The sequence below is a fragment of the Bradyrhizobium sp. genome, assembly GCF_019244115.1.
GTDB lineage: Bacteria > Pseudomonadota > Alphaproteobacteria > Rhizobiales > Xanthobacteraceae > Bradyrhizobium.
This window is the reverse complement of the sequence record NZ_JAFATE010000848.1, coordinates 1-14,855: the sequence shown is the minus strand read 5'-3', so window position 1 is coordinate 14,855 and position 14,855 is coordinate 1. Positions and strand designations below refer to the sequence as shown.

General features: G+C 63.3%; 15 protein-coding genes. 10 read left to right on the top strand and 5 right to left on the bottom strand.

Annotated features, from left to right (window positions below; all coding sequences use genetic code 11):
- The 6 genes from sufC to JOZ76_RS35875 form a co-directional block, all read left to right on the top strand.
- A partial coding sequence (gene sufC / locus JOZ76_RS35900; protein WP_291706108.1) for a Fe-S cluster assembly ATPase SufC occupies positions 1 to 645 on the top strand: 645 nt, incomplete at its 5' end.
- Positions 646 to 662: 17 nt separating this feature from the next.
- A complete protein-coding gene (gene sufD, locus JOZ76_RS35895) occupies positions 663 to 1,985 on the top strand; it encodes a Fe-S cluster assembly protein SufD (protein ID WP_291706107.1) in 1,323 nt (440 codons plus the stop codon).
- Positions 1,982 to 3,229, top strand: coding sequence for a cysteine desulfurase (locus tag JOZ76_RS35890; protein ID WP_291706106.1), 1,248 nt, complete (start codon positions 1,982 to 1,984; stop codon positions 3,227 to 3,229). Before sufD ends, JOZ76_RS35890 begins: the two co-directional genes overlap by 4 nt.
- Positions 3,226 to 3,606 carry an SUF system Fe-S cluster assembly protein gene (locus tag JOZ76_RS35885; RefSeq protein WP_291706105.1) on the top strand — a complete coding sequence of 127 codons (381 nt, stop codon included), beginning with the start codon at positions 3,226 to 3,228 and terminating at the stop codon, positions 3,604 to 3,606. Before JOZ76_RS35890 ends, JOZ76_RS35885 begins: the two co-directional genes overlap by 4 nt.
- 82 nt (positions 3,607 to 3,688) lie before the next feature.
- On the top strand, positions 3,689 to 4,090 hold the full coding sequence (locus tag JOZ76_RS35880; protein WP_291706109.1) for a HesB/IscA family protein: 402 nt from the start codon (positions 3,689 to 3,691) through the stop codon (positions 4,088 to 4,090).
- Positions 4,091 to 4,222: 132 nt separating this feature from the next.
- Positions 4,223 to 4,714: a TfoX/Sxy family protein gene (locus JOZ76_RS35875; RefSeq protein ID WP_291706104.1), complete on the top strand. Its 492-nt coding sequence runs from the start codon at positions 4,223 to 4,225 to the stop codon at positions 4,712 to 4,714.
- Here JOZ76_RS35875 and JOZ76_RS35870 read toward each other — a convergent pair.
- Entirely contained in the window at positions 4,702 to 5,769 is a 1,068-nt protein-coding gene (locus JOZ76_RS35870; RefSeq protein WP_291706103.1) for a GGDEF domain-containing protein, read from the bottom strand. The genes JOZ76_RS35875 and JOZ76_RS35870 overlap by 13 nt on opposite strands.
- A gap of 258 nt (positions 5,770 to 6,027) precedes the next feature.
- Complete coding sequence (locus JOZ76_RS35865; protein WP_291706102.1) at positions 6,028 to 7,518, bottom strand: DEAD/DEAH box helicase; 1,491 nt, start codon at positions 7,516 to 7,518, stop codon at positions 6,028 to 6,030.
- 248 nt (positions 7,519 to 7,766) lie between these two features.
- On the opposite strand from JOZ76_RS35865, the gene JOZ76_RS35860 reads away from it, so the two are divergent.
- From JOZ76_RS35860 to JOZ76_RS35850, 3 genes are all read left to right on the top strand, one after another.
- Positions 7,767 to 8,348: a TMEM175 family protein gene (locus JOZ76_RS35860; RefSeq protein ID WP_291706101.1), complete on the top strand. Its 582-nt coding sequence runs from the start codon at positions 7,767 to 7,769 to the stop codon at positions 8,346 to 8,348.
- Positions 8,349 to 8,442: 94 nt separating this feature from the next.
- Positions 8,443 to 9,954, top strand: a complete 1,512-nt coding sequence (locus JOZ76_RS35855; RefSeq protein ID WP_291706100.1) for a caspase family protein — start codon at positions 8,443 to 8,445, stop codon at positions 9,952 to 9,954.
- Between the two features lie 243 nt (positions 9,955 to 10,197).
- Positions 10,198 to 11,007, top strand: a complete 810-nt coding sequence (locus JOZ76_RS35850; RefSeq protein ID WP_291706099.1) for an outer membrane protein — start codon at positions 10,198 to 10,200, stop codon at positions 11,005 to 11,007.
- 124 nt (positions 11,008 to 11,131) lie between these two features.
- On the opposite strand, the gene JOZ76_RS35845 is transcribed toward JOZ76_RS35850, so the two are convergent.
- Positions 11,132 to 11,317, bottom strand: coding sequence for a hypothetical protein (locus tag JOZ76_RS35845; protein ID WP_291706098.1), 186 nt, complete (start codon positions 11,315 to 11,317; stop codon positions 11,132 to 11,134).
- A gap of 88 nt (positions 11,318 to 11,405) precedes the next feature.
- Between JOZ76_RS35845 and JOZ76_RS35840 the strand changes: the two genes are divergently transcribed.
- Positions 11,406 to 12,086, top strand: coding sequence for a hypothetical protein (locus JOZ76_RS35840; RefSeq protein WP_291706097.1), 681 nt, complete (start codon positions 11,406 to 11,408; stop codon positions 12,084 to 12,086).
- Positions 12,087 to 12,185: 99 nt separating this feature from the next.
- On the opposite strand, the gene JOZ76_RS35835 is transcribed toward JOZ76_RS35840, so the two are convergent.
- Together JOZ76_RS35835 and JOZ76_RS35830 are read right to left on the bottom strand one after the other, a co-directional pair.
- A complete protein-coding gene (locus tag JOZ76_RS35835) occupies positions 12,186 to 12,971 on the bottom strand; it encodes an outer membrane protein (protein WP_291706096.1) in 786 nt (261 codons plus the stop codon).
- A 242-nt stretch (positions 12,972 to 13,213) separates the two neighbouring features.
- On the bottom strand, positions 13,214 to 14,855 hold a 1,642-nt coding region (locus JOZ76_RS35830), incomplete at its 5' end, for a DNA topoisomerase IV subunit B (RefSeq protein ID WP_291706095.1).

The following is a 14,855-nucleotide window of genomic DNA, read 5'->3' as shown; positions in this document are numbered from 1 at the left end:
CCGAACGGCTCCGGCAAGTCGACTCTCAGCCACGTCATTGCCGGCAAGCCCGGCTATGAAGTCACCGACGGCGAGATCCTGTTCAAGGGCGAGGACCTGCTGGCGATGAGGCCGGACGAGCGGGCCGCCAAGGGCGTGTTCCTGGCCTTTCAATACCCTGTCGAAATTCCCGGCGTCGCCACCATGAACTTCCTGCGCACCGCGCTGAACGCACAGCGCAAGGCCCGCGGCGAGAGCGAGTTCTCGACGCCCGACTTCCTGAAGAAGGTGCGCCAGGTCGCCAAATCTCTGAACATCCCGCAGGACATGCTTAAGCGCGGCGTCAATGTCGGTTTTTCGGGCGGCGAGAAGAAGCGCAACGAGGTCCTGCAGATGGCGCTGTTCGAGCCGAGCCTTTGCATCCTCGACGAGATGGATTCCGGCCTCGACATCGACGCCCTGCGCATCGCGGCCGACGGCGTCAACGCGCTGCGCTCGCCGGCGCGCGCGATGGTCGTCATCACCCACTATCAGCGGCTGCTGAATTATATCGTGCCCGACGTCGTGCACGTGATGTCGAAGGGCCGTGTCGTGAAGAGCGGCGGCAAGGAGCTGGCGCTGGAGCTCGAGGAACGCGGCTACGCGCAATTCGAGGACGCGGCCTAAAGGTTGCGGAATTTGTGATGAACCTTGTTTTGGCAAAGTCCGATACGGAGCGCGGCTTGAGCGACGTTTTCACGCTGGCCCGTGACCGGCTGCCCGGAGAGGGCAGGGTTTTCGAAGTGCGCCGGCAGGCTTTTGCCGCTTTCGAACGTGCGGGGCTGCCGCACCGGCGCATCGAGGAATGGAAATACACCGACCTGCGCGCGCTGATGCGCCAGGTGCCGCCGCTGGCAGACGCGCCTGGCGCGGAAGCGATCGCCCGGGCACGCGCGGCGCTGGAGTCTGCGAAGATCGACAATGCGAGCAGGCTCGTGCTGGTCGATGGCGCGTTCGTGCCGGAGCTTTCCGACATCGGTGCGCTGCCGGCAGGCCTTCGCGTGCGGACGCTGCGTGAGGTGCTGGAAAACGCCGGCAACGTGGCCCGTGCCGATCTGCTGCTCTCGAAAATTTCGGATGCCATGGTTTCGCTCAACGCCGCGATGGCAACCGATGGCGTCGTCATTGACGTCGGCGATGGCGTTGCGCTCGCCGATCCGATCCAGATCGTCCATGTCGCCACCGCGGCTTCGCGATCAGCGTTCACGCGCTCGCATGTGAGGATCGGTAACGGCGCGCGCGTCAAGCTTGTCGAAAGGTTCGTCGCGGCTCAGGGTGCGCAAGCCTATCAGGCTCATGATGCCCTCGTGATCTCGGTCGGCGACAAGGCCGAGCTTACGCATGTGCGGCTGATGGCCGATGGCTCCGACGCTTTCAATATCACCTCCGCGATCGTCACCCTCGGCTTCAAGTCCAGGGTCGGCCTGTTCAACCTGACGAGCGGTGCCGCGGTCAGTCGCTTCCAGGGTTTTGTCAAGTTTGCCGGCGAGGGCAGCGAACTCGCCGTCAATGGCGTCAATCTGCTCAAGGGCAAACAGCATGGTGACACGACGTTCGTCGTCGATCATGCCGTGCCGCATTGCACGAGCCGCGAAAATTTCCGTGCCGTGATCGACGATCGCGGCCACTCGGTGTTCCAGGGCCGCATCATCGTGCGCCCGGATGCCCAGAAGACCGACGGCAAGATGATGACGCGCGCGCTGCTGCTGTCGGACGAGGCCGAGGCTGACAACAAGCCGGAGCTCGAGATCTTTGCTGACGACGTCACCTGCGGTCATGGTGCCACATCCGGCGCGCTCGACGACAGCCTGCTGTTCTATCTGCGGGCCCGCGGCCTGCCGGAGAAGGAGGCGCAGGCGCTCTTGATCCAGGCCTTCGTGGGCGAAGCGATCGAGGAGATTTCCGACGAGGCGTTGCGCGAGCTGGCAATGGCCACCGCAGCGCGCTGGCTGGAGGCCCGGACATGACCGCTCATCCGGCCGTGCTCAACGGCAGCTACGATGTTGCCCGCCTGCGGGAGGATTTTCCCGCGCTCGCGATGCAGGTCTATGGCAAGCCGCTGGTCTATTTCGACAACGCGGCGTCGGCCCAGAAACCGAAGGCCGTGCTCGACCGCATGATGCAGGCCTATACCAGCGAATACGCTAACGTGCATCGCGGCCTGCACTATCTCGCCAATGCCGCGACCGAGGCCTATGAGGGCGCGCGCGCCAAAGTCGCCTCCTTCCTCAACGCGGGGCGTAACGAAGAGATCATCTTCACGCGCAACGTGACCGAGGCGATCAACCTCGTGGCCTCCTCCTGGGGCGAGCCGAACCTCAAGGAAGGCGACGAGATCGTGCTCTCGATCATGGAGCACCATTCCAACATCGTGCCCTGGCATTTCCTGAGAGAGCGCCACGGCGTGGTCATCAAGTGGGCTGGCGTCGACGACGAGGGCAATTTCCTGATCGAGGAGTTCGAAAAGCTCTTAGGCCCGCGGACGAAGCTGGTTGCGATCACCCAGATGTCGAATGCGCTCGGCAGCATCGTGCCGGTCAAGGAAGTGGTGCGCATCGCCCATGACCGCGGCATTCCCGTGCTGGTCGACGGCGCGCAGGGCGCCGTGCATCTCGACATCGACGTGCAGGACATCGACTGCGACTTCTATGCCTGTACCGGGCACAAGCTGTATGGCCCGACCGGCATCGGCGTGCTCTATGCCAAATATGACCACCTCGTCGCGATGCGGCCCTACAATGGCGGCGGCGAGATGATCCGCGAAGTGGCGCGCGACTGGGTCACCTATGGCGATCCGCCGCACAAGTTCGAGGCCGGCACCCCGCCGATCGTGCAGGCGATTGGCCTCGGAGCGGCGATCGACTACGTCAATTCGATCGGCAAGGCGCGGATCTCGGCGCATGAGCATGGTCTTCTCAGCTATGCCGAGGAGCGGCTGCGCGAGATCAACTCGCTGCGCATGATCGGCACGGCCAGGGGCAAGGGGCCGATCATCTCGTTCGAGATGAAGGGCGCCCATCCCCATGATGTCGCGACCGTGATCGACCGTCAGGGGATTGCGGTGCGTGCCGGCACGCATTGCGTGATGCCGCTTTTGGAACGATTCAACGTGACCGCCACGTGTCGCGCCTCGTTTGCGATGTACAATACGCGCGACGAAGTCGACCATCTGGCGCAGGCGCTGATGAAAGCGCGGGATTTGTTCGCATGACTGATGTAACCGACACGGCCGATCTCAGGGCCGCCAACATGGAAACCCATTCGGCGCTCGCGCCGGAGGAGACCGAACGGCTCACGACCGAGATCGTGGCGGCCTTGAAGACGGTGTTCGATCCCGAGATCCCCGCCGACATCTACGAGCTTGGCCTGATCTACAAGGTCGATATCAAGGACGACCGCAGCGTCGACGTGGTGATGACCTTGACCACGCCGAACTGCCCGGCCGCGGGCGAACTGCCGACCATGGTCGAGAATGCGATCGCCAGCGTTCCCGGTGTCGGCGTGGTCAGCGTCAATCTGGTGTGGGAGCCGATGTGGACGCCGGACCGGATGAGTGACGAGGCGCGTCTCGTCCTGAATATGTGGTGAAATTTGCGTAACGTGTGCTCGAACACTTTCATTGGACAATGAGCGGCATTGAATTGCTGCCGGAACCGACCAAATGACTGACATGACACAGGCCAACCCAACTCCCGCCTCGAACAAGCCGAGACGCCCCCGTCCGCAGGTCATGAAACTGACCGATGCGGCAGCGCAGCGCATCACCGAGCTGACCAGGCGGGCCGATTCCGAGATCGTGGCCTTGAGGGTCGGCATCAAGAATGGCGGCTGCGCCGGGCAATCCTACACGGTCGAATACGCCCACGAGATCCGGCCGACCGACGAGGTGGTCGAGGACAAGGGCGTGAAGATCCTGGTCGACCCGAAGGCCGTGCTGTTCCTGCTCGGCACCGAGATGGACTACAAGGTCGACAAGATGTCGGCGCAGTTCATCTTCAACAACCCGAACCAGACCGGCGCCTGCGGCTGCGGCGAGTCGGTGCAGCTGAAACCCGCGCAGGCGGAGGCCTGAGCATCTGTCGCCCCGGCGAAAGCCGGGGCCTTCATTGTAATGAAGTCGTCCGCGATGCGAGCCAACTGAAAGATTCCGCGGTATGGGTCCCGGCTTTTCGCCGGGACGACGAGATGGTGGATTGCCCCTCCCATGGACCGCGATTTCCTGATCGACCTGTTTTCGGCCTTCGGACCGGTCACGATCCGCCGGATGTTTTCCGGCTACGGCATTTCCGCCGACGGCACCAACTTTGCGCTCGCGCTCCGGGCCGGTCTCTACTTCCGTGCCGACGCGACGACGATCCCGAAATTCGAGGCCGAGGGCTCAAGACCGTTTCAGTACCAGAACCGCGGCAGGACCGTCACGGTCAACTCCTACTGGCAATTGCCGGCGCGCCTGTTCGATGATCCGGACGAACTCAGCGATTGGGCGAAGGCGGCGCTGGCGGCGGCCCAACGCGCGGCACTGAAGAAGCGGCCGAAGGCAATGGCCCGCGCCGCGCCGAAAACGAAATCGAAGACAATGTCTGAGACCGCGACCGGTCGCCCTGCAGCGCGAAAGCAGACAACAGCGGGCGGGAAGACACAGCTCAGGACAAAGACGAGCCAGCAGAAGAAGGGGCGAAAGCGTCAGGCGACCTGACTGCGCAGCTCCTCGACATATTCCGGATCGACCTCGCAGATCACGCGGTTGCGGCCGGCACGCTTGGCAGCGTACAGGCAGGCGTCCGCGCGTTCGATCAGCGCATCGGTGTCGTCGTCCGGCCGCAGCAATGAGACCCCCACGGAGATGGTGACGCGGCCGAGAATCTCGCCGGTCGACTTCTTCTTCAGCTCCTTCGCCATGACCGTGCGGCGGAGCTGGTCGGCGAGCGACAGTGCATGGCGCAGCGCTGTGTTGGGCAGGACGACGGCAAATTCCTCGCCGCCATACCGCGCGGTGATGTCCTGTTCCCTCATGATTTGCGTCAACGATTGGCCGACCAGCCTGAGCACCTGGTCGCCGGTGAGATGGCCGTAGGAATCGTTGAACGACTTGAAGTGATCGATGTCGAACATCAAGAGCGACAGCGGCTCGTTGCTCGCGAGCGAGGTCTGCACCGCCATCTCGATCATGCCGTCGAAATATTTCCGGTTGCCAAGTCCGGTGAGCGGATCGGTCAGGCTCTCGGCCCGGATCGCCTCGAGGCTGTGCTGGAGGTTCGAGATCTCGGATTTGGACGTGGCGAGGCGCTCTTCCAGCACCTTGTTGGTGTCGAGCATCTGGCGTGTCGACTTGCCAACCGTTTCGATGATGGCCTTGACCTGGTCCAGCGTCTGCGCACCGGAAAGTCGCTGGCTCGCGCCGTTCAGCGTGGCGTCGTAGTTGGAGGACATCCCGAGCGCCTCGCTCAGAATGCCCATGACGTCGTCGATCTCGCCGACGACCTGCGCGCCGACCTTGTCGATGCGATCGGGGCTCTTGATCTGCGAAAGATAGCTCTCGTAGATCTGTTCGAGATCGGTGTCGGTCAGCCTGCCGCTGCGCGCCAGCGTCTCGTTGACGACCTTGTTGAGCGGCGGGTTATAGCCGGTCGCGTAGACGTACCAGATTTCGTAGTTGCGTGGGGTCGCATTCTGCCGCAGCGACCTGATCTGTCCGAGCGCAACCTGCGCAAACGCCATCGTGCGTTCGTGTTCGTCAAGCACCTTGACCACGGCAGCCTATCCTCGTGGCGAGCCGCCGCTCGCCCGCAGCAAATTTTTAAACTATGAGACGAAGCTAACGCACGATAATGAACGAGCCGTAAATAGTTCCGTGACTCTACGGGCAAGCTGAACATTCCGTTCCCGGGCGCATGATCAACCTCCGGTTGTAGTATCATGTGGGTTGTCGCACAAAAACATTTGCATCCCATCCGGAATGCAATGCGCGGGGATGATCATCGGACCAGCAGGCCCGAAAACGCGCCGGCCTCAGGCGCGCACCGGCCGCAGCAGAAAGGCCGGAAGATGCGAATGATCGGCTGGCTCGGCATCGGCTTCGCGCGCGACGCGCTTCGGCTCGGCGCGGCCGAACGAAGGCACTTGCGGCGCGGGGACTTGCGGCTTGCCGCCATTCCTCCGGCCGCTGTTCGCGGGCCTTTCTTCGCGCTCGCTGCGCGGCCTTTTTTCGCGCTCGGCGCGCGGCTTTTCTTCGCGCTCGGCGCGCGGCCTGGCTTCACGTTCACCGCGCGGCCTGGCTTCACGCTCGCGGCGCGGCTTGCGCTCGCCTCGCGACCTGTCGCGTCCGCGAGAGCGGCGCGGCTCGCCGTCCTGCTCGGCCGCGTCCGCCTGCGATGCATAGTCGCCTTCGGCCTTGGGAATGTCCTGCCCGATCAGCTTTTCGATCGCGGCAACCGATTTCTGGTCGAGCGGCGTGACGATCGAGATCGCAGTGCCGCTGCGCCCGGCACGTCCGGTGCGGCCGATGCGGTGGACATAGTCGTCCGGATGATGTGGCACGTCGAAGTTGAAAACGTGGCTGACCTCGGGAATGTCGAGACCGCGGGCGGCGACGTCGGAGGCAACCAGCAGCGGGAGCTCGCCCTTGCGGAACTGGTCGAGCGCTGCCATGCGGGCCGGCTGGTCCATGTCGCCGTGCAAAGCGCCGGCGCTAAATCCGTGCTTCTGCAGCGATTTGTGAAGAATGGCGACGTCGCGCTTGCGATTGCAGAAGATGATGGCGTTCTTCAGGTCCTTGGCGTCGCGCAGCAGGCGGCGGAGGACATCGCGTTTCTGGTGGGCCTCGCGGCCGGCGGGGACTTGGGACTGGGCGACGGTGACTGCCGCCGTCGCGGGCTTGGAAACCTCGACCTTGACCGGATTGTGCAGGAAGGCCTCGGTGACCCGGCGGATTTCCGGCGGCATCGTCGCGGTGAAGAACAGGGTCTGCCGCGTGAAGGGCACCAGCTTGCAGATGCGCTCGATGTCGGGAATGAAGCCCATGTCGAGCATCCGGTCGGCTTCGTCGATCACCAGCAGTTCGACGCCGGTGAGCAGCAGTCCGCCGCGCTCGGTGTGGTCGAGCAGCCGGCCGGGCGTGGCGATCAGGACGTCGACGCCGCGCGTCAGCTTGGAGTCCTGGTCGCCGAACGAGACGCCGCCGATCAGAAGAGCGACGTTCAGTTTCTGTCCGGCGCCATAGCGGTCAAAGTTCTCCTTCACCTGAGCCGCCAGTTCGCGGGTCGGTTCCAGGATCAGGGTGCGCGGCATTCGGGCCCGCGCACGGCCTTTCTCCAGCAGGGTGAGCATGGGAAGAACGAAGGCCGCGGTCTTGCCGGTGCCGGTCTGGGCGATCCCGAGAACGTCCCGGCGGGCCAGGACGTGCGGAATGGCCTGTTCTTGGATGGGGGTGGGGGTCGTGTAGCCGGTCGCTGTGACTGCGGCGAGCACCTTGTCGGACAAACCGAGATGGGAAAAGGACATCGAGCCTCTGATCGACACCGCCGTTGGGAATCGAGGGTAAAAGAGGGCTGTCGCGTTGACCCCGAAACGGCGTGCTTTCAAAAGCTGGGGGGTCCGTCTTACGCAGATCAGCGGCGGGCAGGGGAATCGGGGTTCGATCCCGGCCTTTCGACCGGAACATAGGGTGGAATCGCCCAAAGTCAATGCCGAGAGGCGCCGGAGGGCACGAAAAGCTTAACGTTTGCAGCCGAAAAGGACACCAGTTCGTCATGTTCCCGAAATCCCGGCTTGATACGCTGAGTGACGGCGTCTTTGCCGTCGCCATGACCCTGCTCGTTCTCGATGTGCGATTGCCGGACGATCTCCATCCGCGCGACGGTGGCGAGTTGGCGGAGGCGCTGATCGGCCTCTGGCCCAAATTCCTCCCCTATTTGCTGAGTTTCGGTGTGCTCGGCTTGCGCTGGCTCGCCGATCTCCAGTTGCGCTCGCGGGCCGAACATGTCGACCGGAACTACGTCAATTGGTGGCTGCTCTACTTACTGCTGATCACCTGCGTCCCGTTTTCGACCAGCGTCGTCGGCCGCTACGCCAGTCTGGCCCCGGCGATTTGGCTCTATGCAGGGCATACGCTGTCGATCTCCTTGGTCGGGCTGCGCATGGTGTTTGTCACGCCGCATCTGGAGCAGGGCGAGCATCTCCGCATGCGGCAGATCTCGGCGTCTCTGCTGGTCGCCGCCTCGGTGCTTGCGATCCTGGGAAGCTTCTTCAGTCCACATCTCGCCCTCTGGGCCTTCGCGCTGCCGCTCCTCGTTCCCCCGCTGATGCGACGGACCGGGGCCGTGGCGGATTGAACCGGTGAAAAGGGTGTTTCGACTACCGCAGGGGACACCGGGCCGACGGGGCCGGCTCGGATCGTGCCCCTCCAAATGGGCAGGGACACATCGGATGGAGTTTTCTTTCAGATCGGCCGTCGCATGCGCTGTGGTGGCGTTCATCGTGGCGGTGGCAGCGCCGGCGCATGCCAAGCGCGTCGCGCTCGTGATCGGCAACAACGACTACAAGAACGTTCCAAAACTGCAGAAGGCGGTCAACGACGCGCGCACCATGGGCGACACGCTGCGGCAGCTCGGCTTCGAGGTGATGGTGGCGGAGAACCAGAACCGGCAGCAATTTTCCCAGTCGCTGCTGGCCTTCGACAACGCGGTCGGGCCTGATGACACCGCGTTCTTCTTTTATGCCGGGCACGGCTTTGAGATCGCCGGCCAAAACTATCTGCTGCCGACCGATGTGCCGGCCGCGAGCGAGGGCCAGGAAGAGCTGGTGCGCGATGCCTCTGTTCTCGCCGACCGCATCGTCGAGCGGCTGCAGAACCGCAAGGTGCGCACCTCGATCCTGGTGTTCGATGCCTGCCGCAACAATCCCTTCGAACGCTCGGGCACGCGCGCGGTGGCCGGCGGCGGCGGCCTTGCGCCGATGACGCAGCTGCCCGAGGGCGTGTTCTCGATCTTTTCGGCCGGCTACAAGCAGACCGCGCTGGACCGGCTGTCGAACAACGACAACAGCCCGAATTCGGTGTTCACGCGCACCTTCGCCAAGGTGCTGCTGCTGCCCGGCGAGAATCTCGTCGAGGTCGCCCAGCATACGCGCAAGCAGGTCAGCGAACTCGCCGAGAGCATCGGCCACCGGCAGATCCCGGCCTATACCGACCAGATGGTCGACAACGTCTTTCTGAACGGCGCGGCGAAAGGGCAGGCTGAGGCGGCGGCGAAGGCGACCGCCGAGGCGCCGCAGAAGATCGCGGCGCTGCCGCCGGTTGCGAAGATGGCGCCACCATCGGATTCCACGAACGCGCCGATCGCCATCTTCTCGCGTCACAATGGCGGCTGGACCGTCGCCTTCTCGTTCCTCGATCCGACGCTCGGCATCTCCTGGCGGATCGGCAACGGCGAGTTCCGCGAGACCGGCTTCATGGATACGCTCGATCCGCGCACGCGCAAGCGCATGCCTAACCCCTCCATCCAGTTGCCGCCTGATGCGCCGGCCGCGACAATCGAGGTCCGCTATATCGACGCCCAGGGCGAGCTGCAGGGGCCGTTTCCGATCAAGTTCGATCCGGAGGCGGCGCTGATCCACGATCAGCGCAAGATCCTCGACATGACCGCTACGAGCTGGCTGTCGTTCCGCGAGTTCAACGGCCTCTTGGTCTACTACACGCATCTGGTGTCGTACCGCTGCGCGATCCGCGAGGTGCGCATCGGCATCGACACGACGGTGCCGGACAAGGTGCTGAAGCTGCCGCCCTGCGATCTCAGGGATCCCAGCGCCATTCCCTCCAATGCACAAGTCTACATGAAGCTCGCACCGTCGACCCAGCTCATGTCCGTCGAATTGACCTATCGCGACGGCAGCGTGTCGGAAATCAAGACGTTTCGGAGCGCGAACCGCAGCACCAATTGACCGGTGCTGCGAGTCGGTCAACTCATCCGGCGCGACATATCTAGCCGGTGGAAAAGTTGATCGATCGCTCCGGCAATTTGCGGTCCTGAAGAGGTTGAGGTATCCTACAACCGTCAATTGTGGCGATGTTGCCACGGTCGGTCGAGAAATTAGCAGGAAACGGGCAGGAATTCGTCTTCGAGATGGCGTGTGTCGTGAGGCGAGCGTTAATAATCCCTCAACGGTTGAGTGGGGGATCTTCAAATGAAGAAATACGCTGGTTGGCTCGTCGCATCGGTTGTTTCGATTGCTGGATCGGGCGTCGCTTCTGCTGCCGATATGGCTGTCAAGGCACCACCCATGGCCGCTCCTGTAGCTGTCTACAGTTGGACGGGCTGGTACGTGGGTGTGAACGGAGGTTATGCCTGGGACGACACGACCGGCAGCCTCAATTCTTTCACTCCCGACTTCACGGCCGCGGTTACTGCCGGCGGCACCCCCCGGTTCCTCGGTGCGAAGCATGAGGGTGGATTCGGGGGCGGTCAGGTGGGCTACAACTGGCAGACGAGCTTGTGGGTGTTCGGCCTTGAGGCGGATATCCAGGGCGCCGACATTGGCCGAACCTCGACGGTGATCTTCCCCGGCGGCGGTGGCATTCTCCCGAGCGTCTCGACCGGACGCGATCACATCGATTGGTTCGGCACCGTGCGCGGTCGCCTTGGCGTCGCGGCGAACAATGTCCTGTTCTATGGCACCGGCGGCTTCGCCTATGGTGGGGTCAGGACCACGATCTCGAATGTCTTCACACCTGGAGCGGCGGGAACGTTCAACGGATCTTCGAATGACACGCGGGTCGGTTGGGCGGCGGGCGCTGGCATCGAGTGGGGTTTCACGCCGAACTGGAGCCTGAAGGGCGAGTATCTGCATGTCGACCTGGGAAGCTCGAACACGACCATGTTTGATCCGGTAAATTTCCCGGTATCTTCGGCAACCTATCGCTTCCACCATCAATTCGAGGCGGTCCGGGTTGGCATCAACTATCGCTTCGGCGCGCCGGTGGTCGCGAAATACTAATTCATTACCGATTTCATTACCGATTTCTCCCGGACTTGGAGGCCCCGCGACTTGCGGGGCCTTTTGTTTGACTCGATGCCTAAACTGTTCTTGGCGGTGGCCGTCATCGTTCTCGTGCGATCCGTCAGCGCTTGCTCTGCCAGATCAGGATCAGCCCGACCGTTGCCAGGACGACGCCATAGCCTGCCCACTCGATCTGGTTGATCATGAAGCTGGTCCGCGGCCACGCGACCATGCCAGTGCCCTGGCCGATCCAGAGCACGCCTGTTGCAAGTGCAAGCAGCCCCAGGACGAGAAGCAGGTTGCGCATGATGGTGTCTTTCGAAGTCGGCCGCTGCGACGATACCGTCCGTTGGGAAACCCCAAAACCGCAATCACCGTAACTTCCGGTCGAGGACATGACCATTCGTTTTGCGCGCGGCGAGGAGGGCGCCATGGTGGCAAGGAGGATTGCCTGGTTACCGGCTCTGGCAATGGCGGGTGCGCTTGCCTATGCGGTTGCCCCGCGCAAATCGGATCTGCGCGGCTTCGAGCCAGCCGGCATGGCGCGGCTCGAGACGGCGATGTGGCGCGACTATTACGAGCGGCATTATCCAAGCCTGTTCTATCACCTCTACGAATCGTCGCGGGCACAGTTCGGATTTTCACCGCTCGACAGTTTTAGGATAGCGCTGGCGGCCGCGCAGGCCGCCGGGGCCTTTCAGCCGACGCATTCGCGGGCCGAAGCTGCGGCCGCGCTGCCGCATCTTTTCGTCTATTACGGCCTGCTGCGCGCCGCGGCGCCGGCGGCTTTCGAGGTGGCGGCGGCCGCAAATCTCGAACTCGACTGGTGGCAGGCGCGGCGCGAGCAGGTTGCGCCCGGCGATTATGGCGTCACGATCGCGCGCGTGGCCGCACTCACCTATGGTACGCCGGCTGAGGGGACAGCGATGCTCGCCTATGGCATCGGCCGGGCTCAGGCGATGGCGTATCGCGATGCCCGCGGCGCTGGGATCAACGAGCAGGACTGGTCAAGCATCGAAGCGCAATTGCGCGAGGCCTACCAGCAGCTCAAGCTTGCGATTGTCCCGTCGGCATGAACGCAGGCGAGCCATCCTGCCGGACATGAAAAAAGCCCCGGACTTGTCCGGGGCTTTCGTTTCTGCAGGACGCCGATCGATCGCTGAGAGAAGCCTCGCTCAGTACCTGACGGCCGGGCCGCCCCAGTTGAAGCGGTAGACCAGCGAGGTCGAGATGGTCTGCACGATCGGCTTGAAGGTGATCGCCTGTCCCAGTGGTCCGCCGCCGACGATGGTCTCGGCGAGGGTGGTGCGGTCATAGAAGGCCGTACGATATTCGGTCTTCATGAACAGGCCCGGAAAGTTGATGCCGAAGATATCCAGATTGTTCTCGACACCGCCGCCGACGAACCAGCCGTTACGATGGAATGACGGAGTTGTGACCGCACCGGCTACGCCAACGCCGGGTGGAAAAACGCTGGTCAGCGTCGCACCGGACCACTGCGAGCCGGAATAGCCGCCGTTCACGTACGAAAGGACGTTCGGCGCGACCAGATAGCCGAGGCGTACACCCGCCGCGTAGCTCGTGCGAAGTTTCTCCTGACCTTCAACGGCATTGAAAGGATCGCTGATCGAGCCCTTGATTTCACCGAATTGACCGTCTGCAAACACGCCGGCGACCCAGTTCGGCGTGAACTGCCAGTCGTAGCCAAGACCCACGGTCCCGAACCAGCCATCACCGCCAAACTTCTGATCGCGGCTCCCCGCAACACCCCCGGGAACCGTCACAAGGTTGCTCTTGGCGTCCCAGATTCCACCGCCGCCACCGCCAAAGATGTAAAAACCGGTCCAGTTATAGGCCGGCGCGACCGGCGCCGGGGCCTTGGTGTAAGGGCGAGCCATGTCGGCGGCGAGCGCCGGTCCGGACATTGCCGCAGCGGTCAGAGCGATCAGCAACTTTTTCATGTTAAATCCCCAGCTTCTCTAAAGGGTTTCTCTGGCCTGACGGCGTTTGGGCGCCGATTCATCAATGCCCCATGCCCGCAATATAACTGGTTCCGGCCAAAATGCTGTTGCGGCGCGGGCACACTTGCCGGAAAAGGGCCTTTGATGGGCCGCCGAAATGGCCAAACATGTGAGAGGTCACCAAAAAAATGGCCCCGCCAGCGGCGGGGCGGTCACAATCTCCGCGGGGAACGGGCGGCAGGCTAAACGTCCAGCAGTTCGTCGCTGGCGTAGGGGGCCTTTTCCGAGATGAAGGCGAATCGCGCCTCGGCCTTGGTGCCCATCAGCCGTTCCACCGAGTCGGCCGTGCCTTCGCGGTCGTCGGCGAGCAGGACCACCCGCAGCAGCGTCCGTTTCGCCGGATCCATGGTGGTTTCCTTCAACTGGTTCGGCATCATCTCGCCGAGCCCCTTGAAGCGGCCGATCTCGACCTTGGCGTTGGCGTTGAACTCGCTCTTGAGGAGCTGGTCGCGGTGCACATCGTCGCGTGCATAGATGCTTCGGCTGCCGTGGGTGAGGCGGTAGAGCGGCGGCACCGCGAGATAAAGATGACCTTCATCGATCAGTCGCGGCATCTGCCGGTAGAAGAAGGTGATCAGCAGTGAGGCGATGTGGGCGCCGTCGACATCGGCGTCGGTCATGATGATAATGCGGGAATAGCGCAGATCCTCCTGGCGATATTGTGCGCCGGTACCGCAACCGATTGCCTGGATCAGATCGGCAAGCTGCGCATTGGCAACCAGCTTGTCCTTGCCGGCAGAAGCGACGTTGAGGATCTTGCCACGCAGCGGAAGAATCGCCTGGGTCTTGCGGTCGCGCGCCTGCTTGGCGTTGCCGCCCGCCGAATCACCTTCGACGATGAACAGTTCGGAGCCTTCGGCCGCGGTATTGGTGCAATCGGTGAGCTTGCCGGGCAGGCGCAGTTTCTTCACCGCGGTCTTGCGCGCGATTTCCTTCTCGGCGCGGCGGCGGAGCCGCTCCTCGGCGCGCTCCACCACGAAATCCAAGAGCTTGTTGGCCTGCACCGGATTGCCCGACAGCCAGTGGTCGAACGGATCCTTGATCGCCTGTTCGACGATGCGCTGGGCTTCCGCGGTCGCGAGCCGGTCCTTGGTCTGGCCCTGGAATTCAGGCTCGCGCACGAACACCGAGAGCATGACGGCCGCGCCGACCATGACGTCTTCCGAGGTCACGGAAGCTGCGCGCTTGCCCTGGCCGACGCGTTCAGCGTGATCCTTCAGGCCGCGCAGCAGCGCGCTGCGCATGCCGGATTCGTGCGTGCCGCCATCCTGGGTCGGGATCGTGTTGCAGTAGGAGGACAGAAAACCATCGGCATCCGCAGTCCACGCCACGGCCCACTCGCAGCCGCCGTGGCCGCCGGTACGGCCCGACTTGCCGGAGAAGATGTCCGGATGCACCAGCGTGTCGGCATGGATGGCGGCGGCGAGATAGTCCTTGAGCCCGCCGGGGAAGTGAAAACTGTCCTCGGCCGGCACATCCTCGATGCCCTTCAGGAGGGAAGGGTCGCAGCGCCAGCGAATTTCGACGCCGCCGAACAAATAGGCTTTTGAGCGCGCCATCTTGAACAGGCGCTGCGGCTTGAAGGTCGCTTTGCCGCCAAAGACGTCGATATCCGGCTTGAAGCGGACGCGGGTGCCGCGGCGGTTATTGACCTTGCCAAGGTCTTCGAGCTTGCCCTTGGGGTGGCCGCGTTCGAACGCCATACGATAGAGCTTTTGGCCGCGCGCGACCTCGACTTCCAGCCGCGACGACAGCGCGTTGACGACGGACACGCCGACGCCGTGCAGGCCGCCGGAGGTCTCGTAGACCTTGGAATCGAACTTG